General features: G+C 40.8%; 20 protein-coding genes. 16 read left to right on the forward strand and 4 right to left on the reverse strand.

All coding sequences use genetic code 11. The features are described 5' to 3' along the window. Positions 1–3: 3 nt before the first annotated feature. From thiI to HMPREF2613_RS02485, 9 genes are all read left to right on the forward strand, one after another. Positions 4–1218, forward strand: coding sequence for a tRNA uracil 4-sulfurtransferase ThiI (thiI, locus tag HMPREF2613_RS02445; protein WP_070478696.1), 1215 nt, complete (start codon positions 4–6; stop codon positions 1216–1218). A 136-nt stretch (positions 1219–1354) separates the two neighbouring features. Further along, entirely contained in the window at positions 1355–2179 is an 825-nt protein-coding gene (locus HMPREF2613_RS02450) for an alpha/beta hydrolase (RefSeq protein WP_070478698.1), read from the forward strand. A 20-nt stretch (positions 2180–2199) separates the two neighbouring features. After that, the gene (locus HMPREF2613_RS02455) at positions 2200–2940 is read left to right on the forward strand and encodes an esterase family protein (protein WP_070478700.1); all 741 of its coding nucleotides are present in this window, start codon (positions 2200–2202) and stop codon (positions 2938–2940) included. Between the two features lie 12 nt (positions 2941–2952). Further along, entirely contained in the window at positions 2953–4116 is a 1164-nt protein-coding gene (locus HMPREF2613_RS02460) for an ATP-grasp domain-containing protein (RefSeq protein WP_070478703.1), read from the forward strand. A gap of 158 nt (positions 4117–4274) precedes the next feature. Further along, entirely contained in the window at positions 4275–5144 is an 870-nt protein-coding gene (gene gla / locus HMPREF2613_RS02465; protein ID WP_070478706.1) for an aquaglyceroporin Gla, read from the forward strand. 123 nt (positions 5145–5267) lie between these two features. Next, a complete protein-coding gene (locus HMPREF2613_RS02470) occupies positions 5268–5993 on the forward strand; it encodes a CppA family protein (protein WP_070478708.1) in 726 nt (241 codons plus the stop codon). Further along, complete coding sequence (locus HMPREF2613_RS02475; protein ID WP_049502210.1) at positions 5990–6925, forward strand: serine hydrolase domain-containing protein; 936 nt, start codon at positions 5990–5992, stop codon at positions 6923–6925. The genes HMPREF2613_RS02470 and HMPREF2613_RS02475 overlap by 4 nt, the downstream gene beginning before the upstream one ends. An 8-nt stretch (positions 6926–6933) precedes the next feature. Continuing rightward, positions 6934–7830 (forward strand): DMT family transporter, encoded by an 897-nt coding sequence (locus HMPREF2613_RS02480; RefSeq protein ID WP_020903518.1) that lies wholly within the window; start codon positions 6934–6936, stop codon positions 7828–7830. 152 nt (positions 7831–7982) lie between these two features. After that, complete coding sequence (locus HMPREF2613_RS02485) at positions 7983–8741, forward strand: CPBP family intramembrane glutamic endopeptidase (protein ID WP_070478710.1); 759 nt, start codon at positions 7983–7985, stop codon at positions 8739–8741. Between the two features lie 52 nt (positions 8742–8793). On the opposite strand, the gene HMPREF2613_RS02490 is transcribed toward HMPREF2613_RS02485, so the two are convergent. Continuing rightward, on the reverse strand, positions 8794–10077 hold the full coding sequence (locus tag HMPREF2613_RS02490; protein ID WP_004234765.1) for a uracil-xanthine permease family protein: 1284 nt from the start codon (positions 10075–10077) through the stop codon (positions 8794–8796). Positions 10078–10379: 302 nt separating this feature from the next. After that, positions 10380–11093 (reverse strand): 16S rRNA (guanine(527)-N(7))-methyltransferase RsmG, encoded by a 714-nt coding sequence (gene rsmG / locus HMPREF2613_RS02495; protein WP_070478712.1) that lies wholly within the window; start codon positions 11091–11093, stop codon positions 10380–10382. Between the two features lie 93 nt (positions 11094–11186). Here rsmG and HMPREF2613_RS02500 point away from each other — a divergent pair, with 93 nt between their 5' ends. Both HMPREF2613_RS02500 and htpX read left to right on the forward strand, forming a co-directional pair. Then, entirely contained in the window at positions 11187–11747 is a 561-nt protein-coding gene (locus tag HMPREF2613_RS02500; protein ID WP_070478715.1) for a LemA family protein, read from the forward strand. Between the two features lies 1 nt (position 11748). Beyond that, on the forward strand, positions 11749–12648 hold the full coding sequence (htpX, locus tag HMPREF2613_RS02505) for a zinc metalloprotease HtpX (RefSeq protein ID WP_070478718.1): 900 nt from the start codon (positions 11749–11751) through the stop codon (positions 12646–12648). A gap of 44 nt (positions 12649–12692) precedes the next feature. Here htpX and HMPREF2613_RS02510 read toward each other — a convergent pair whose 3' ends face one another. Continuing rightward, positions 12693–14252 (reverse strand): ATP-binding cassette domain-containing protein, encoded by a 1560-nt coding sequence (locus HMPREF2613_RS02510; RefSeq protein WP_070478720.1) that lies wholly within the window; start codon positions 14250–14252, stop codon positions 12693–12695. A 331-nt stretch (positions 14253–14583) separates the two neighbouring features. Continuing rightward, positions 14584–14913 (reverse strand): helicase BlpT, encoded by a 330-nt coding sequence (locus HMPREF2613_RS02515; RefSeq protein WP_070478722.1) that lies wholly within the window; start codon positions 14911–14913, stop codon positions 14584–14586. Positions 14914–15081: 168 nt separating this feature from the next. Between HMPREF2613_RS02515 and HMPREF2613_RS02520 the strand changes: the two genes are divergently transcribed. The 5 genes from HMPREF2613_RS02520 (at position 15082) to HMPREF2613_RS02540 (ending at position 19056) form a co-directional block, all read left to right on the forward strand. Beyond that, on the forward strand, positions 15082–15624 hold the full coding sequence (locus HMPREF2613_RS02520; protein ID WP_070478724.1) for a YceD family protein: 543 nt from the start codon (positions 15082–15084) through the stop codon (positions 15622–15624). Then, positions 15624–16253 (forward strand): endonuclease III, encoded by a 630-nt coding sequence (gene nth / locus HMPREF2613_RS02525; RefSeq protein WP_070478726.1) that lies wholly within the window; start codon positions 15624–15626, stop codon positions 16251–16253. The genes HMPREF2613_RS02520 and nth overlap by 1 nt, the downstream gene beginning before the upstream one ends. 210 nt (positions 16254–16463) lie before the next feature. Then, positions 16464–16985, forward strand: coding sequence for a bifunctional pyr operon transcriptional regulator/uracil phosphoribosyltransferase PyrR (gene pyrR, locus HMPREF2613_RS02530; protein ID WP_000644747.1), 522 nt, complete (start codon positions 16464–16466; stop codon positions 16983–16985). An 18-nt stretch (positions 16986–17003) separates the two neighbouring features. Beyond that, the gene (locus HMPREF2613_RS02535) at positions 17004–17927 is read left to right on the forward strand and encodes an aspartate carbamoyltransferase catalytic subunit (RefSeq protein ID WP_004260121.1); all 924 of its coding nucleotides are present in this window, start codon (positions 17004–17006) and stop codon (positions 17925–17927) included. A 49-nt stretch (positions 17928–17976) separates the two neighbouring features. Continuing rightward, positions 17977–19056 (forward strand): carbamoyl phosphate synthase small subunit, encoded by a 1080-nt coding sequence (locus HMPREF2613_RS02540; RefSeq protein ID WP_000166853.1) that lies wholly within the window; start codon positions 17977–17979, stop codon positions 19054–19056. Positions 19057–19133: the final 77 nt, after the last annotated feature.

Consider the following 19133-nt stretch of genomic DNA (forward strand, 5'->3'; position numbering starts at 1 on the left):
TTCATGCAGTATTCAGAAATTATGATTCGCTACGGAGAGTTGTCAACCAAGGGTAAAAATCGTATGCGTTTCATCAATAAACTTCGCAATAATATATCAGACGTTTTGTCTATCTATCCCCAAGTTAAGGTAACGGCAGATCGTGACCGTGCCCACGCTTACCTAAATGGAGCAGATTACACAGCAGTAGCAGAATCACTCAAACAAGTTTTTGGGATTCAAAACTTTTCTCCTGTTTATAAGGTCGAAAAATCTGTAGAAGTTCTGAAGTCTGCTGTCCAAGAGATTATGCAGGACATCTACAAGGATGGCATGACCTTTAAAATTTCTGGCAAGCGTAGCGACCACAACTTTGAGTTGGATAGTCGTGAACTCAATCAAACACTTGGAGGAGCTGTTTTCGAAGCCATTCCAAATGTGCAAGCTCAAATGAAAAGTCCTGACATCAATCTTCAGGTGGAAATCCGTGAAGAAGCAGCCTATCTTTCTTATGAAACCATTCGTGGGGCTGGTGGTTTGCCAGTTGGAACTTCTGGTAAAGGGATGCTCATGTTGTCAGGAGGGATCGACTCACCTGTAGCAGGTTATCTTGCACTTAAGCGTGGGGTGGATATTGAGGCTGTTCATTTTGCCAGCCCACCTTACACGAGTCCAGGCGCTCTTAAAAAAGCCCAAGATTTGACCCGTAAATTAACCAAGTTTGGGGGAAATATCCAGTTTATCGAAGTACCTTTCACAGAGATTCAAGAGGAAATCAAGGCCAAAGCGCCAGAAGCTTACTTGATGACTCTAACGCGTCGTTTTATGATGCGGATTACAGATCGTATTCGTGAGGTACGAAATGGTTTAGTTATCATCAATGGGGAAAGCCTAGGTCAAGTAGCCAGCCAAACCTTGGAGAGCATGCAGGCTATCAATGCAGTTACCAACACTCCCATCATCCGCCCAGTTGTAACCATGGACAAGTTGGAAATCATTGACATCGCCCAGGAAATCGATACCTTTGACATTTCAATCCAACCGTTTGAAGACTGCTGTACCATTTTTGCGCCAGATCGTCCGAAAACAAATCCTAAGATTAAGAATGCGGAGCAGTATGAAACTCGCATGGATGTTGAAGGTTTAGTTGAGCGAGCTGTGGCTGGAATCATGATTACTGAGATTACACCGCAGGCTGAAAAAGATGAAGTGGATGACTTGATTGACAATCTTCTCTAATCAGAAAATCCAGAAGAATTTAGAAAAATAAATGAAAAAGTTAGTTTTTAATTCCAAAAACGGAAGCAAAACTAACTTTTTTTCTATAAATGTGATATAATAAAATAAAATTTTGAATATAGAGAGTTTTCTGACAATGAATCAATCCTACTTTTATTTAAAAATGAAAGAACACAAACTCAAGGTTCCTTATACAGGTAAGGAACGCCGTGTACGTGTTCTTTTGCCTAAAGATTATGAGAAAGACACGGATCGTTCCTATCCTGTTGTTTACTTTCATGATGGGCAAAATGTTTTTTATAGCAAGGAGTCTTTCATTGGCCATTCATGGAAGATTATCCCAGCTATTAAGCGTAATCCTGATATCAGTCGCATGATTGTCGTTGCTATTGACAATGATGGTATGGGACGGATGAATGAGTACGCAGCTTGGAAGTTTCAAGAATCTCCTATTCCAGGGCAGCAGTTTGGCGGTAAGGGTGTGGAATATTCTGAGTTTGTCATGGAGGTGGTCAAACCTTTTATTGATGAGACCTACCGTACCAAAGCTGACCGCCAGCATACGGCTATGATTGGGTCTTCACTAGGAGGCAATATTACCCAGTTTATCGGTTTGGAATACCAAGACCAAATTGGATGTCTAGGGGTCTTTTCATCTGCTAACTGGCTCCACCAAGAAGCCTTTAATCGCTATATTGAACGCAAGAAACTATCGTCTGACCATCGTATCTTTATCTATGTTGGAACAGAAGAAGCAGATGATACGGACAAGACCCTGATGGCTGGTAATATCAAACAAGCCTATATCGACTCGTCACTTCGCTATTACCATGATTTGATAGCAGGTGGGGTACACTTAGATAATCTTGTTTTGAAAGTTCAGTCTGGTGCCATCCATAGTGAAATCCCTTGGTCAGAAAATTTACCAGATTGTCTCCGTTTTTTTGCAGAGAAATGGTAAGTTAGAAAAGGAGAAAGCCAATGCATATCGAAAACCTTAGCCACTGGAGTGGCAATCTTAACCGTGAAATGTACCTTAATCGTTATGGACATGCTGGGATTCCAGTTGTGGTCTTTGCTTCATCAGGTGGTAGTCACAACGAATACTATGATTTTGGCATGATTGGGGCCTGTGCTTCTTTTATCGAGGAAGGCCGTGTCCAGTTCTTTACCCTATCCAGTGTTGACAGTGAGAGCTGGTTGGCCACTTGGAAAAATGGGCATGACCAAGCGGAAATGCATCGTGCCTATGAACGCTATGTGATTGAAGAGGCTATTCCTTTTATCAAGCATAAGACAGGTTGGTTTGATGGCATGATGACGACAGGTTGCTCGATGGGCGCCTACCATGCAGTCAACTTTTTTCTCCAGCATCCAGATGTTTTTACAAAGGTGATTGCTCTTAGTGGTGTTTACGATGCACGTTTCTTTGTCGGCGATTACTACAATGACGATGCTATTTACCAAAACTCGCCAGTAGATTATATCTGGAATCAGAATGACGGCTGGTTTATTGATCGTTACTGTCAGGCAGAGATTGTGCTGTGTACGGGGCTTGGTGCCTGGGAACATGACGGACTACCGTCTTTCTACAAGCTCAAAGAAGCCTTTGACCAGAAACAAATTCCAGCCTGGTTTGCTGAATGGGGACACGATGTCGCCCACGACTGGGAATGGTGGCGCAAACAAATGCCCTATTTTCTTGGAAATCTCTATTTATAAAAGGAGTTACCTATGAATTACCTTGTTATTTCTCCCTACTATCCGCAAAACTTTCAACAGTTTACCATTGAGCTAGCCAATAAAGGCATCACAGTCTTGGGAATTGGTCAAGAACCATACGAGCAATTGGATGAACCTTTACGCAATAGCCTGACCGAGTATTTCCGTGTAGATAACCTTGAGAACATAGATGAAGTCAAACGTGCAGTTGCTTTTCTCTTTTATAAACATGGCCCGATTGACCGTATTGAATCCCACAATGAATACTGGCTTGAGCTGGATGCAACACTCAGAGAACAATTCAATGTCTTTGGTGCCAAAACAGAGGATCTCAAAAAGACGAAATTTAAGTCTGAAATGAAGAAGCTTTTCAAAAAAGCAGGTGTCCCCGTGGTACCTGGAGCTGTTATCAAGACGGAAGCAGATGTTGATCAAGCTGTGAATGAAATTGGCCTTCCAATGATTGCCAAACCTGACAATGGAGTGGGAGCAGCCGCGACCTTTAAGCTTGAAACAGAAGACGATATCAATCACTTCAAGCAAGAATGGGACCATTCGACCGTTTATTTCTTTGAAAAATTTGTCACTTCCAGCGAAATCTGTACCTTTGATGGGCTCGTGGACAAGGATGGAAAGATTGTCTTCTCAACAACCTTTGACTACGCCTATACACCGCTGGATCTCATGATTTACAAGATGGACAATTCCTACTATGTACTCAAGGAGATGGATCCCAAACTACGCAAGTATGGTGAAGCGATTGTCAAGGAGTTTGGTATGAAAGAACGTTTCTTCCATATCGAGTTCTTCCGTGAAGGGGATGATTACATCGCCATTGAGTACAATAACCGCCCTGCAGGTGGTTTTACCATTGATGTTTATAACTTTGCCCATTCCTTGGATCTTTATCGTGGCTATGCAGCTATTGTCGCAGGAGAAGAGTTCCCAGTGTCAGACTTTGAAGCTCAGTATTGTTTGGCTACATCACGTCGTGCAAATGCACATTATGTCTATTCTGAGGAGGACTTGATTGCTAAATACAGCCAGCATTTCAAGGTTAAAAAAATCATGCCAGCGGCCTTCGCGGAACTTCAAGGAGATTACCTGTATATGCTGACAACTCCGAGTCGACAAGAAATGGAGCAGATGATTGCAGATTTCGGACAACGTCAATAATAGGATATGAAGACTTAACAAGCTTTATTTGTTAAGTCTTTTTAAATTCCCTGAATAAAAGCGTTTTCCCAGTTATTCTTTTAGAAAACCTGTTGCTAAAAGATATAAAAATTGATAGAATAAGGATTGTCTAAAAAATTTTAAGGAGAATCTATCAAATGGATTTTACATGGGCTATTAAATATGCCACTGAATTCTTGGGAACTGCTATTTTGATCATTCTAGGTAATGGTGCAGTTGCTAACGTTGAACTTAAAGGTACGAAAGGTCACCAAAGTGGCTGGCTCGTTATCGCTGTTGGTTACGGTATGGGGGTTATGATTCCAGCTTTGATGTTTGGTAATGTATCAGGTAACCACATCAACCCAGCCTTCACTCTTGGGCTTGCAATCAGCGGTCTCTTCCCTTGGGCACAAGTAGCGCCTTATATCATCGCACAAGTTTTGGGTGCTATCTTTGGTCAAGCCTTGGTTGTGGCAACACACCGCCCATACTACTTGAAAACTGAAAATCCAAACAACATCTTGGGTACTTTCTCAACAATCTCAAGTTTGGATCAAGGTACAAAAGAATCACGCTTTGCAGCAACTGTTAACGGTTTTGTAAATGAGTTTATTGGTTCATTTGTTCTTTTCTTTGCAGCTCTTGGATTAACTAAAAACTTCTTTGGTGCTGAGGTTCTTCAATACATGAAACAAATGGCTAGTCAAGCAGGTCAAACAGTCGATTTCTCTGATTTAGCAATTAAAGCTCAAACAGCACCTCATACAGCTTCAGGTCTTGGAATTGCTCACTTGGCACTTGGATTCCTTGTTATGGCCTTGGTAACATCACTTGGTGGACCTACAGGACCTGCCTTGAACCCAGCCCGTGACTTGGGACCACGTCTCCTTCATGCTTTCCTTCCAAAATCAGTTCTTGGTGAGCACAAAGGTGATTCGAAATGGTGGTATTCTTGGGTACCAGTAGTAGCACCGATCGCAGCAGCAATTGCGGCAGTAGCTATCTTCAAATTCCTTTACCTATAAGAAATTGAAACCGAGGAAATCCTCGGTTTTTTAGATGAAATTTTACGAAAAAAAGGTAAATCTGAGCATAATTTCTTGTAAAAAATTCTAAAATCCTTTAAAATAAAAGAGTTGGAGGAATTTATGAATGTAAATCAAATTGTACGGATTATTCCTACTTTAAAAGTTAATAATAGAAAATTAAATGAAACATTTTATATAGAAACCCTTGGCATGAAGGCCTTGTTAGAAGAGTCAGCCTTTCTGTCACTAGGTGATCAAACAGGTCTAGAAAAGCTGGTTTTAGAAGAAGCTCCAAGTATGCGCACTCGTAAGGTAGAGGGAAGAAAAAAACTAGCTAGATTGATTGTCAAAGTGGAAAATCCCTTAGAAATTGAAGGACTCTTATCTAAAACAGATTCGATTCATCAATTATATAAAGGTCAAAACGGCTACGCTTTTGAAATTTACTCTCCAGAAGATGATTTGGTTTTGATTCATGCGGAAGATGACAGAGCAAGTCTAGTAGAAGTAGGAGAAAAGCCAGAATTTCAAACAGATCTGGAGTCAATTTCTTTAAGTAAATTTGAAATTTCTATGGAATTACACCTCCCAACGGATGTAGATAGTTTTTTGGAACTATCTGAAATTGGGACATCACTTGATTTTATCCCAGCTCAGGGTCAAGATTTGACTGTGGACAATACGGCTACTTGGGACTTATCTATGCTCAAGTTCTTGGTCAATGAACTAGATATAGCAAGTCTTCGCCAGAAGTTTGAGTCTACTGAATATTTTATTCCTAAGTCTGAAAAATTCTTCCTTGGTAAAGATAGAAATAATGTTGAATTGTGGTTTGAAAAAGTATGAAGTGGACCAAGATTATTAAAAAAATAGAAGAACAAATCGAGGCAGGGATTTATCCCGGAGCCTCTTTTGCGTATTTTAAGGACAATCAATGGACGGAGTTCTATTTAGGCCAGAGTGACCCAGAGCATGACTTACAGACTGAGGCAGGACTAGTTTACGACCTAGCCAGTGTCAGCAAGGTTGTTGGGGTTGGTACCGTTTTTACCTTCTTGTGGGAAAAAGGTCAATTAGATATTGACAGACCGGTAACAGATTTTTTAGCTGAGAGTGATTATCCAGACATCACTATTCGTCAGCTCTTAACTCACGCTACAGACCTTGATCCGTTTATTCCCAATCGTGATCTTTTAACAGATTCAGAATTAAAGGAAGCGATGTTTCATCTCAATAGACGAAATCAGCCAGCCTTTCTTTATTCGGATGTCCATTTTTTGCTGTTGGGTTTTATTTTGGAAAGAATCTTTAATCAAGACTTGGATGTGATTTTACAAGAACAAGTTTGGAATCCTTGGAGAATGACGGAAACCCAATTTGGACCTGTTGAGCTTGCTGTTCCAACGGTTAGAGGTGTAGAGGTAGGCATGGTACATGATCCCAAAGCTCGTCTCCTGGGCAGACATGCTGGTAGTGCTGGTTTATTTTCGACTGTAAAGGATTTACAAATCTTTTTAGAACACTATTTAGCAGATGATTTCGCAAGAGATTTGAGTCAAAATTTTTCTCCTTTGGATGACAAGGAACGTTCTTTGGCATGGAATTTGGAAGAAGATTGGCTAGACCATACGGGCTATACAGGTACCTTTATCATGTGGAATCGTCAGAAGCAAGAAGCGGCTATTTTTCTATCGAATCGTACCTATGAAAAGGATGAGAGGGCTCAATGGATTGTAGATCGTAATCAAGTGATGGACTTGATTCGTAAAGAAGAGTAAGGAGAGACATGTCAAACAGTTTAAAGGGGACTTTATTAACAGTTGTGGCTGGGATTGCTTGGGGCTTGTCAGGAACGAGTGGCCAATACCTGATGGCGCACGGAATTTCGGCCCTGGTTTTGACCAACTTGCGTCTTTTAATCGCTGGTGGAATTCTCATGCTCTTGGCTTATGCTACTGCAAAAGATAGAATGCTGGCCTTTTTAAATGATAGAAAGAGTTTGCTGTCTCTTCTCATTTTTGCTCTAATTGGTCTCTTCCTCAATCAATTTGCCTATCTAACTGCTATTCAGGAGACCAATGCAGGAACCGCGACGGTGCTTCAGTATGTTTGTCCTGTTGGGATTTTAATTTATAGCTGTATCAAGGATAAGGTGGCGCCGACACTGGGAGAGATTGTTTCTATCATATTAGCCATCGGAGGAACCTTCCTGATCGCAACACATGGGCAGTTGGACCAGTTATCTATGACACCTGCAGGTCTGTTCTGGGGCCTCTTTTCTGCTCTGACTTACGCCCTGTATATCATTTTGCCCATAACCTTGATTAAGAAGTGGGGTAGCAGTTTGGTCATTGGTGTGGGAATGGTCATAGCTGGTTTGGTCGCCCTTCCTTTTACAGGGGTTCTACAGGCCAATATACCGACTAGTCTTGATTTTCTCCTTGCTTTTGCGGGCATTATCCTTATCGGGACTGTCTTTGCCTATACAGCGTTCTTAAAAGGAGCCAGTCTGATTGGACCAGTTAAGTCAAGTTTGTTGGCTTCTATTGAGCCAATTTCGGCAGTTTTCTTTGCCTTCCTAATTATGAATGAACAATTTTATCCTATTGATTTTCTTGGTATGGCAATGATATTGTTTGCTGTAACTCTGATTTCTTTGAAAGATTTATTGTTAGAGAAATAAACAAAAAATGAAAGTAGATGATAACCACTCTCAAAGAGGGTTTATTTTTACTAGTAAAAGTCTTTAAATCTAAATGAATTAATGAAATTTTATAAAAGTTTAAACCTTTTTTCTTAAAATATTTATATGAGTATAGAATACCTGGAGAAAATATGAATATTTTTAAAAAAATACATCCATCTAAACCTCTAAAATACTTGAGATGGTTTGACATTGTGATTATTACGATCATAATGTTTGGTCAGTTTATAATTCGTTCAACCGAGCTATTTTTAGCAAATACGTTTCCAACGGGTGCATCAAGTACAGTAGGGGCAGTTAGACAGGCTGCAAGCGAAAGTGCGGCTTATTTTAGTAATTTTACCCTGCAAGCTATATTACTGACTGTGACCTTACTCTATCTTTTGATTCGAAATTATGATTTTAAACAGCTTCCTATTCGCTGGAATTGGTCCATTATCTTTTGGGTTCCATTTATATTTGCTTTAGTGGGACTGTTTGGAGACTTGGTTACAACTCTCACTGGTAAATATAATTACTTTAATCCAGACCTTTTTGCCTATATAGATTTCACGCAAATAATAGGGAAGTTCTTAGCTCTCAGCCCGATAGCGATTGCCTATGCCTTGCTTAATGGATTTTATGAAGAGTTTTTCTTTCTAGGTTTGTTAACTTCAGTGAAGGAAAAACACAAGTGGTTGGTTTTGCTTTATTCTACTAGTATTCGTATTTCCTTCCACACCTATCAAGGATTAGTATGGGCTTTGGTAATCGGTGTAGTTTATGGCTTATTCTATTATTTCTTATACAAATATAAAATTAAAAATCTCCTTCCATTCTTTCTCATGCATGCTTTAGCAGATATGTTTGGTTCTAGCCTGATCTATCTATTGGTTGCTTGGGGGACTTAAGAATTAGAAAAGTCCACTCAGTTGTCTGAGCGGACTTTTTGTGTCAAGACGTTTAGTCTTTATTTTCGTATGGCAAGATTAAGTTCAAGATGATTCCTGTCATGGCTGATAGGGCAGTACCTGAAAGTGTAACTGGACCGAGTTTAAGGATAGCTCCTCCAAGTCCAAGTACCAACATAGCACTTGCGATGATTAGGTTACGCATTTGACTGAAGTCAACACGTTCTTTGATCAAGACTTTCAAACCGTTGCTGGCGATAACTCCATAGAGAAGGATTGACATACCACCAAGTACAGCATTTGGAATGGTTGAAATCAAGGCAGTGAATTTACCAAGGAAGCTAAGGGCAATCGCGATGAAGGCAGCGTTACGGATAACTGAGACAGAAGCGATACGAGTCATACCGATAACCCCTGTATTTTCTCCGTAAGTTGTATTGGCTGGTCCACCAAGGAAGGCAGAAACAGAAGTTGCGATACCGTCACCAAGAAGAGTACGGTGAAGACCTGGTTCTTTCAAGAATTGACGGCCACAGATTTGACCCAAAACAGTATGGTCTCCGATATGTTCAGAAATTGTTACGATAGCGATTGGCAAGATAGCGATAGTTTCTGGACCAAAGTAAAGATTATATTCTTTAAAGGCACCACCAGTACTAAATGGCAAGTAGAAACCAGGAATTTCAAACCAGTTAGCTTTAAGGACTGGTGTAAAGTCAACCAAGCCAAGTGTTAGTGCGAAGAGGTAACCACCGATAATGGCAAAGAGGAATGGAATGATTCGTAGGAATCCTTTTCCTTTTGTATTGATAAAGGCAGCAATCAAGAAAGTAACAACTGCTACAAGAGCATTTTTCCAATTTCCATCAGCTACAAGACCAGCATTAGTAACAGCTGAACCTGCAAGTCCAAGACCGATAACGATAATCATAGGTCCGATGATGATTGGTGGCAAGAGTTTATCAATCCATTTTGTACCTGCAAAACGAACACCAGCAGCCACAAGGACATAGACTAAACCAGTCAAGATAACCCCTGTTTGAGCAGCAGATACATCACCACCCATTTCTTTCATAGCAAGTGACATTGCTGTGATAAAGGCAAATGAAGAACCTAGATAAACGGGAACTTTAAAACCAGTTGAAATCATATAGATGAGTGTTCCAACACCTGAAGCAAAAAGGGCAACAGATACAGGCATTCCCAAAATCAATGGTACCAAGATGGTCGCACCAAACATGGCGAAAACGTGTTGGAAACTAAGGAGAATTCCTTTTCCAGCCGAAGGACGTTGGTCAACGTCTAGTAACAAATCAACAGTTGATTCTTGTTTCATATAAACCTCACTTTTGGGCATCAAAAAAGAGCCCATTATTTTACAGCAATAGGCCCTCAGAGTAAGACTTCTCTAAAATCTAGACTTTAAAGAGTTTTAAATATTTCTGCGTCTTCGTCACCTCACGGGATGACATTAAAAACCTTTGCTTAGGATAGTATAGCAGAAAAAAATGATTTTGTAAATCATTTTTTCCCGAGCCCGAAAATAAGAGAGCGAGGTTGATTTTGTAAATCATTTTTTCCCGAGCCTAAAAATAAAAGAGCGAGGCTGACTTTGTAAATATTTTTTTACTAAAAAATTTAAAGCGGGCGTTTGTTGGGCATGCCAGCCTTTCTTGGATATTTATTTGGTGTTTCTTTTTTCTTTTCTACCACTGTGATGTAACGTGGATCTCCATTTGGTAGGGCGTAGCTGAGATTGTCTTCGACTTTACTGAAGAGGAGGTTGAGGGCATTCTTAGCTTCTAATAATTCCTCAGGCGCATTGCTGGCCTTGAGTGCCAATAGTTTTCCACCAACTTTAAGGTAGGGAATAGTTAATTCAGATAGGACTTGCATACGGGCAACCGCACGAGCTGTTACATAATCATATTGAGCACGGAAGTTCTTGTCTTGTGCCAAGTCTTCTGCACGTCCATGGTAGAAATGAACACCGTCCAAATCCAGTTCTTGAGCCAACAGTTGGAGGAAGTTGATGCGCTTATTGAGTGAATCAATGATGGTCACATCTAGCTGAGGATAGAGAATTTTCATCGGTAGACTAGGAAATCCTGCCCCAGCACCGATGTCAAGAAGTTTGATAGTTTCATTGGGAATCAAACCTTGCAGAATAGGCGCAATAGAATCGTAAAAATGTTTGAGATAAACTTCATCCTTGTCTGTAATAGCTGTTAGATTGATTTTTTCATTCCACTCGACCAAGAGTTCAAAATAACGTTCAAATTGTTTTTTTTGCTGGTCCGAAAGTGGAAGATTCTGCTCGGCAAGCAGGTTGTAAAATGTTTCTGGTTTCATAGTTATTTCCTTCTTTAGTATCATCTTATTTTACCACAATCATTAAAAATTTGATATACTGGTACTAATCTAAAAGCAGAAAGGACTTATATCATGACTTGGATTATTCTTGGAGTTTTAGCTCTTATTGTTATTTTTGTGATTGTTAGCTATAACGGTTTGGTTAAGAATCGTATGCAAACAAAGGAGGCTTGGAGTCAGATTGATGTTCAGTTGAAACGTCGAAATGATCTCTTGCCAAACTTGATTGAGACTGTAAAAGGTTATGCCAAATATGAAGGTTCTACCCTTGAAAAGGTGGCAGAACTACGTAACCAAGTGGCGGCAGCGACTTCACCAGCAGAAGCTATGAAAGCTAGTGATGCCCTTACTCGTCAGGTTTCAGGTATTTTTGCAGTTGCAGAAAGCTATCCAGATTTGAAAGCCAGTGCAAACTTTATTAAATTGCAAGAGGAGTTGACAAATACAGAAAATAAAATTTCTTACTCTCGTCAACTCTACAACAGTGTTGTCAGCAACTACAATGTAAAATTAGAAACTTTCCCAAGCAATATTATCGCTGGAATGTTTGGATTTAAAGCAGCAGATTTCCTTCAAACACCAGAAGAGGAAAAGGCAGTTCCTAAAGTTGATTTTAGCGGTTTAGGTGACTAAAATGTTGTTTGATCAAATTGCAAGCAATAAACGAAAAACCTGGATCTTGTTGCTGGTATTTTTCTTACTCTTAGCTCTTGTTGGCTATGCGGTTGGTTACCTCTTTATGCGGTCTGGGCTTGGTGGTTTGGTTATCGCACTGATTATCGGCTTTATCTATGCCTTGTCCATGATTTTTCAATCGACAGAGATCGTCATGTCCATGAATGGGGCGCGTGAGGTGGATGAGCAAACGGCACCAGACCTCTACCATGTAGTGGAAGATATGGCTATGGTGGCTCAGATTCCTATGCCTCGTGTTTTCATCATTGATGATCCAGCCTTAAATGCCTTTGCGACAGGTTCTAACCCTCAAAACGCAGCGGTTGCTGCGACGTCAGGTCTCCTATCTATCATGAATCGTGAAGAACTAGAAGCTGTTATGGGACATGAAGTCAGTCATATTCGTAATTACGATATCCGCATTTCGACTATTGCTGTTGCCCTTGCTAGTGCTATCACCATGCTTTCTAGTGTGGCAGGTCGTATGATGTGGTGGGGTGGCGCAGGTCGCAGACGAAGTGACGATGACCGAGATGGAAATGGCTTAGAAATCATTATGCTAGTGGTTTCCCTACTAGCTATTGTGCTGGCACCTCTCGCTGCAACCTTGGTACAACTAGCTATTTCTCGTCAGAGGGAATTCCTAGCTGATGCTTCTAGTGTCGAGTTGACGCGCAATCCTCAAGGGATGATTAATGCTCTACGTAAGTTGGATAATAGTAAACCGATGAGTCGTCCTGTCGATGATGCCAGTAGTGCACTTTATATCAATGATCCTAAGAAAGGTGGAGGGTTCCAAAAACTCTTTTATACCCACCCACCTATCTCAGAACGGATTGAACGTTTAAAACATATGTAAAAAGAATCCAGAGGCGGTCTCTGGATTTTTGCTATGTTGAAAATTTATAAATCTTCTAAATCAACGACTTCCAAACCGTGTTCTGTCAAGCGGTAGATGCTTGAACAGACCTCTTTTAAGAAACGACGGTCATGCGAAACAGTGATGATACCGCCTGGATAGGTTGCAAAGAGTTTTCTGATTTGGGGTTGAGAAGTTGGAGAAAAGTTTCGTGTGGGTTCATCTAGCAGGAGAAAGTTTAGTTTGCGCAAGACCAAATCCAAAAGCAGGAGTTTACCTTGTTGTCCGCCAGATAAGGAGCGAATTTGATGTTGCATTTCTGGATAACTGAAATTGAGACTGGCTAGGTGAGATTGGATTTTCTGTAGTTCCTCTTTTCGTCCAGTTTGACTGAGGTAGGCTATTGGAGATAAATCCAATTGCAGTTTTTTATGGTAATCTTGTGGCATAAAACCAAGCGAAATCTCTCTTTTGGCGCTGAGCAGTTGTTGAAACTTGGCTAACAGAGTTGATTTCCCAACACCATTTGGCCCGATAATACCGATTTTTTCTTGGCCACGGATAGTTAATTGTAGTTCTTGCACCAGAACTCGGTCGCCAATGGACAAATTTTCTTTTTCCAGTTGGATTAAGACTTTAGATGCCGGTAATGGCTGTATATCTGAGAAAAAAAGTCTGATTTCTTCCTCTTCAAGTGGTTTTTGGGTCATGGTCTGAGCTGTTTTTTCAAAGCGTTTTTCTTGAGAGAGGACAGTTTTCATCTTTTTAGCCAATAGGCGCCCAGCAGTACTGTCTTTGGTAGCTCGAAGCGCAGTTTCTACATTTTGCTTGACTCGCCGATGTTTTTCCATGGTTTTATTGTAGGCTCTTTGGTCGTTAGCAGCTTGCTGGCTTTGTTTGATAAAATTAGCCTTTCTCTGGTCGCTATAGCTCTCATAGTCTAAGTGCTCTACTATCGTTTCTGCTTCTTTACGGTGCTTGACCAGTTGCAAGTGGACAATAGTATCAGCGGTTTCAGAAAGAAAGTCTTCATCATGGGAAATGAAAATAACGGTTTGCCGAATCTTTCGAATCTGACCTTTTATCCAATCAACCGTCTCAAGGTCCAGGTCATTTGAAGGTTCATCTAAAAATAAAATCTCAAAGGGTTTGGCTAACTCATGGATGAGCTGAATTTTCAAAGCTTCGCCCCCTGATAGACTGCCAATCTCTTGGTTGCTAGCAAAGCGATCGCCATCAAAATGCAATTCCTCAGCCAAACGATAGAGGATACTGTAGTCTAAATCAAGAGAATCTAAAAAGAAGTAGTCGTGTAGACTTTTCTTTTTCAGCTCCTCGGGAAGTTTTTGAGGAATATAGGCCAGTGACTGATAGTCAGACTGAATGTCTCCCCTGATAGTGAAATTAGGCAAAGCTTCCCCCATTAAAGTTTTAAGCAAGGTTGATTTGCCATTTCCTTCTTCACCAATAATAGCTACCTTTTCCCCGTCTTGGATAGTCATGGTTAGGTCAGATACAAGATCTCGTAGATCTTTGTTTTGCGTGATGGTTAGATGATTGATTTTTATCATATTGTTGCCCTTTCTAGAATGTCGATAGTGCATAACAAAAAGCTCTACTTTATCTAGTAGAGCCCAAAGTCACTGTCGAAACTCTATTATCCTCGTTGAAAAACTCGTCAAACTAGCTTGGAGCTGCCTACCCCAACCCAAGAGGAGCATAGCTTTCTAGTTTTTTTATTTTCAATGAGGACAAGATACTAGAAAATCTAGTATAAAAAGAGCACACAAAAAGAGACAAAAACAAGATCTACTAAATAAAGGTTCTTTATTTGATAGACTTAGTTGTTCATGTCTCCCTTACCTCCGAGTATTAGTACCTCTATCCTATACCTTTCAGGATATTTTGTCAACAGAAAACTGACAATTCTAATCTCTAAAATCCGAAAACAGGTCCATAAAGAGTCAGTACGTGTTTGACATGCTCGTAATGGAACTTGTCATAGTTTCGCCAAGCAGTGCGTGCTTGCTCGTTCAGTTTTAGGCTACCGAGACCTATCAGAAGACTGGTACGTTGGTAAAATTTCTCAAGGTCTATTAAGATACTGTTGTTCAACTTTTCCGCTTTTTTGAGCTCTTTTATAGTAGTGTTTAGCAGCTCTTGTAATCGAATATCATCTGCAGTACCCTGTTTGCAGATTTGGAAACTTTTATTTAACTCGGATAGGAGTTGGGTTGCATTAGTAATGAGTTCTTTGTCTTCCATGTGAGCATCCTCCTTGCTCTGATGTATTATTGCCTATAGTATAGCACTAAAAAATAAAAATGTCATAGTAAATATGTTAAAAAATCGAAATTTAATTACAAAGTTTGCTGTGCTGATTTGTAGTCTTTTCATGGTATAATCAAGAGAGTAAATCTTTATGGAGGAAGTATGAAATTAAATATTCAAGAAATTCGTAAGCAGTCTGAAGGCTTGCATTTTGAACAAACGTTAGACCTAGCCGCAGACCTGCGTGCACGCAATCAAGAAATTTTAGATGTTAGAGATATCCTTGCGGTTGGGAAAGTACAGTACGAAGACCGTATGTATTTCTTAGATTATCAGTTGTCTTATACCATTGTTCTTGCTTCAAGTCGCAGTATGAAGTCGGTTGAGTTAGTTGAATCTTATCCAGTAACGGAAGTTTTCATGGAAGGCGCAACCAACCAACTAGATCAAGAAGTTTTAGACGATGATTTAGTCCTGCCTATCGAAAATGGAGAACTTGACCTTGCTGAGAGCGTAGCAGACAATATCCTGTTGAACATTCCTATCAAGGTTTTGACGGCTGAAGAAGAGGCTGGTCAAGGATTTGTGTCAGGAAATGACTGGCAAATCATGACAGAAGAAGAATACCAAGCCCAACAAGCGGTTAAGAAAGAAGAAAACAGTCCTTTTGCTGGCCTACAAGGACTATTTGATGGAGACGAATAATGGTCTTGTCAAAAAAACGCGCACGAAAGGTGCTAGAAGAAATTATTGCTCTTTTTCCAGATGCCAAGCCCAGTCTTGATTTTACCAATCATTTTGAACTACTAGTTGCGGTCATGTTGTCAGCTCAGACAACAGATGCAGCGGTAAATAAGGCCACACCAGCTCTCTTTGCTACCTTTCCAACGCCACAAGCCATGTCTGTTGCGACAGAGGGTGAGATTGCTTCACACATTTCTCGCTTGGGACTGTATCGAAATAAGGCTAAATTCCTTAAAAAATGTGCCCAACAGTTACTAGATGATTTTGATGGTCAAGTCCCTCAGACACGTGAGGAATTGGAGAGTTTGGCAGGTGTTGGTCGCAAGACAGCCAATGTTGTCATGAGTGTGGGCTTTGGAATTCCAGCCTTTGCAGTAGATACTCATGTGGAGCGTATTTGCAAACACCACGATATCGTCAAAAAATCAGCGACACCACTTGAGGTGGAAAAGCGGGTCATGGATATCTTGCCACCGGAGCAGTGGTTAGCTGCCCATCAGGCCATGATTTATTTTGGAAGAGCTATTTGTCATCCTAAAAATCCAGAGTGTGACCAGTACCCACAGTTATATGACTTTAGCAATTTATAAGATGGGGTTTCAAAAGTTTTTGCTTGATTTTAAGCATGCTTTGTGCTATAGTATTTGATAACTAAATATTCCTTTAAACCTGTCCCGTGAGGCAGGCAAGGAGCGTGATAAAGTAGAAGGGTGGAGTCTATACTGTTTGCAGTAGGGCTTACTTAGCTATACATTTCAAGTCTCCTTGTTTAAGGAGACTTTTCTTTTTGGAGGTTTGTCATGAAGGCAAAAGAAGTTGTAGACGAATTGACTGTCAAACGAGCTATTACGCGTATTACTTATGAGATTATCGAACGCAACAAAGATTTGAATAAAATCGTCTTGGCTGGTATTAAAACTCGTGGTGTATTTATCGCCCACCGAATCCAAGAACGTTTGGAGCAACTAGAAAATCTTTCAGTTCCTGTTGTGGAATTGGATACCAAACCTTTCCGTGATGATGTTAAAAGTGGAGAAGATACTTCTTTGGTTTCTGTTGATGTGACAGACCGTGAAGTTATCTTGGTGGATGATGTGCTCTATACAGGTCGTACCATCCGTGCTGCTATTGATAATATTGTAGGTCATGGTCGTCCTGCGCGCGTGAGTTTAGCTGTTCTGGTCGATCGTGGACATAGAGAATTGCCAATCCGTCCAGATTACGTTGGAAAAAACATCCCAACTAGTCGTTCTGAAGAAATCATCGTAGAGATGGCAGAACTTGATGGCCAAGACAGAGTTCTGATTACTGAAGAAGCTTAGAAAGCTAAAGGAGTAGCCATGTCAGAAAATCAACAAGCATTGAACCATGTGGTGTCCATGGAAGACCTCACTGTCGATCAAGTGATGAAATTGATCAAGCGAGGAATTGAGTTTAAAAATGGGGCTCAGCTTCCTTATGAAGACCATCCGATTGTTTCCAATCTTTTCTTTGAGGATTCTACACGGACGCATAAGTCCTTTGAAGTGGCAGAGATTAAACTGGGATTGGAGCGACTGGACTTTGATGTGAAGACCAGCTCGGTTAATAAGGGTGAGACACTTTATGATACCATCCTGACTCTGTCTGCTTTAGGAGTGGATGTCTGTGTGATTCGCCACCCTGAGGTTGACTACTACAGAGAGTTAATTGCAAGTCCGACGATTACGACTTCCATCATCAATGGTGGAGATGGTTCGGGTCAACACCCTAGCCAGAGCTTGCTTGATTTGATGACTATTTATGAGGAATTTGGTCACTTTGAGGGTCTCAAGGTTGCGATTGCAGGTGACTTGGACCACTCACGCGTTGCTAAATCCAATATGCAGATTTTGAAACGCTTGGGAGCTGAACTTTATTTTGCTGGACCTGAGGAATGGAGAAGTCAAGAGTTTGCAGATTATGGACAGTTTGTAACCATTGATGAAATCATTGATCAGGTGGATGTCATGATGTTTCTCCGTGTGCAACATGAACGCCATGATAGTGGAGCTGTCTTTTCAAAAGAAGACTACCATGCCCAACATGGCTTGACTCAAGAACGTTATGACCGTTTGAAAGAAACAGCAATCCTTATGCACCCAGCCCCAGTCAACCGTGATGTAGAAATCGCAGACCACTTGGTTGAAGCACCAAAATCACGGATTGTCCAACAAATGACCAATGGTGTCTTTGTTCGAATGGCAATCTTAGAATCCGTACTGGCGAGTAGAAACGCCAACTAAAACACAAGACGTTAAAAGACGCCAGTGAGCGTCCACGAGAGGTGAAAATATGACAAAAAGACTTCTAGTATTAGAAGATGGCACAGTTTTTGAAGGCAAGGCCTTCGGAGCAGATATTGATGTAACAGGAGAAATCGTCTTTAATACAGGGATGACCGGCTACCAAGAATCCATTACAGACCAGTCTTATAATGGACAAATCTTGACCTTTACCTATCCTTTGGTAGGAAATTATGGAATTAACCGTGATGATTATGAATCCATTATTCCAACTTGTAAGGGAGTCGTTGTTTTCGAAGAAGCACGAAGAGCAAGCAACTGGCGCAACCAAATGACCTTGGATGAATTTTTGAAAGCCAAGAAAATTCCTGGTATTTCAGGGATTGATACGCGTGCACTCACCAAGATTATCCGTAAGCATGGTACGATGCGTGCAACCTTGACCCATGTTGGGGACAGTATGGACCATGTGACGGACCAGCTCCAAGCAACAGTCTTGCCGACAGACAATATCAAGCAGGTTTCTACTAAAACTTCATATCCAGCTCCAGGAGTTGGTTTAAGTGTTGTCTTAGTGGACTTTGGTCTCAAGCACTCAATCTTACGTGAACTTTCTAAACGCAACTGTAACGTGACCGTCGTTCCTTATTCAACAACGGCGGAAGAAATTCTCCATCTCAATCCTGACGGAGTTATGTTGTCAAACGGTCCAGGTAACCCAGAAGATGTTCCACAAGCACTCGACATGATTCGTGGTGTGCAAGGAAAAATTCCAATCTTTGGTATCTGTATGGGGCATCAACTCTTTGCAATGGCAAATGGTGCTAAGACCTATAAGATGAAATTTGGACACCGTGGATTCAACCATGCGGTACGCGAAATTGCTACAGGACGTGTGGATTTTACAAGTCAAAACCATGGTTATGCAGTTAGCCGTGAGGATTTGCCAGAACACTTGATTATCACCCACGAAGAAATCAATGACAAGTCAGTTGAAGGTGTGCGTCACAGATATCAACCTGCTTTCTCTGTCCAATACCATCCAGATGCAGCCCCTGGTCCACACGACGCTAGCTACCTATTTGATGAGTTTATCGAGATGATGGAAGCTTTTAAACAATCAAACTAAGAACGAGTAAAAGCTCGTCGGAGAATTTATTTAATGGCAACCTGAGAGTTGCCGAATAGAAAGGAGAAGGGTAGTCC

The sequence above is a fragment of the Streptococcus sp. HMSC070B10 genome, from assembly GCF_001808665.1.
In the GTDB taxonomy this organism is placed as follows: domain Bacteria; phylum Bacillota; class Bacilli; order Lactobacillales; family Streptococcaceae; genus Streptococcus.

What these genes read in the sequence shown, in the direction of transcription:
- HMPREF2613_RS02485 (WP_070478710.1), top strand. Translation starts at nt 7,983, where the DNA reads ATGAATATTTTTAAAAAAATACATCCATCTAAACCTCTAAAATACTTG.
- HMPREF2613_RS02540 (WP_000166853.1), top strand. Translation starts at nt 17,977, where the DNA reads ATGACAAAAAGACTTCTAGTATTAGAAGATGGCACAGTTTTTGAAGGC.
- HMPREF2613_RS02535 (WP_004260121.1), top strand. Translation starts at nt 17,004, where the DNA reads ATGTCAGAAAATCAACAAGCATTGAACCATGTGGTGTCCATGGAAGAC.
- HMPREF2613_RS02455 (WP_070478700.1), top strand. Translation starts at nt 2,200, where the DNA reads ATGCATATCGAAAACCTTAGCCACTGGAGTGGCAATCTTAACCGTGAA.
- HMPREF2613_RS02480 (WP_020903518.1), top strand. Translation starts at nt 6,934, where the DNA reads ATGTCAAACAGTTTAAAGGGGACTTTATTAACAGTTGTGGCTGGGATT.
- htpX (WP_070478718.1), top strand. Translation starts at nt 11,749, where the DNA reads ATGTTGTTTGATCAAATTGCAAGCAATAAACGAAAAACCTGGATCTTG.
- HMPREF2613_RS02490 (WP_004234765.1), bottom strand. Translation starts at nt 10,077, where the DNA reads ATGAAACAAGAATCAACTGTTGATTTGTTACTAGACGTTGACCAACGT.
- gla (WP_070478706.1), top strand. Translation starts at nt 4,275, where the DNA reads ATGGATTTTACATGGGCTATTAAATATGCCACTGAATTCTTGGGAACT.
- HMPREF2613_RS02510 (WP_070478720.1), bottom strand. Translation starts at nt 14,252, where the DNA reads ATGCACTATCGACATTCTAGAAAGGGCAACAATATGATAAAAATCAAT.
- HMPREF2613_RS02470 (WP_070478708.1), top strand. Translation starts at nt 5,268, where the DNA reads ATGAATGTAAATCAAATTGTACGGATTATTCCTACTTTAAAAGTTAAT.
- HMPREF2613_RS02460 (WP_070478703.1), top strand. Translation starts at nt 2,953, where the DNA reads ATGAATTACCTTGTTATTTCTCCCTACTATCCGCAAAACTTTCAACAG.
- thiI (WP_070478696.1), top strand. Translation starts at nt 4, where the DNA reads ATGCAGTATTCAGAAATTATGATTCGCTACGGAGAGTTGTCAACCAAG.
- HMPREF2613_RS02515 (WP_070478722.1), bottom strand. Translation starts at nt 14,913, where the DNA reads ATGGAAGACAAAGAACTCATTACTAATGCAACCCAACTCCTATCCGAG.
- HMPREF2613_RS02450 (WP_070478698.1), top strand. Translation starts at nt 1,355, where the DNA reads ATGAATCAATCCTACTTTTATTTAAAAATGAAAGAACACAAACTCAAG.
- HMPREF2613_RS02500 (WP_070478715.1), top strand. Translation starts at nt 11,187, where the DNA reads ATGACTTGGATTATTCTTGGAGTTTTAGCTCTTATTGTTATTTTTGTG.
- pyrR (WP_000644747.1), top strand. Translation starts at nt 16,464, where the DNA reads ATGAAGGCAAAAGAAGTTGTAGACGAATTGACTGTCAAACGAGCTATT.
- nth (WP_070478726.1), top strand. Translation starts at nt 15,624, where the DNA reads ATGGTCTTGTCAAAAAAACGCGCACGAAAGGTGCTAGAAGAAATTATT.
- HMPREF2613_RS02520 (WP_070478724.1), top strand. Translation starts at nt 15,082, where the DNA reads ATGAAATTAAATATTCAAGAAATTCGTAAGCAGTCTGAAGGCTTGCAT.
- rsmG (WP_070478712.1), bottom strand. Translation starts at nt 11,093, where the DNA reads ATGAAACCAGAAACATTTTACAACCTGCTTGCCGAGCAGAATCTTCCA.
- HMPREF2613_RS02475 (WP_049502210.1), top strand. Translation starts at nt 5,990, where the DNA reads ATGAAGTGGACCAAGATTATTAAAAAAATAGAAGAACAAATCGAGGCA.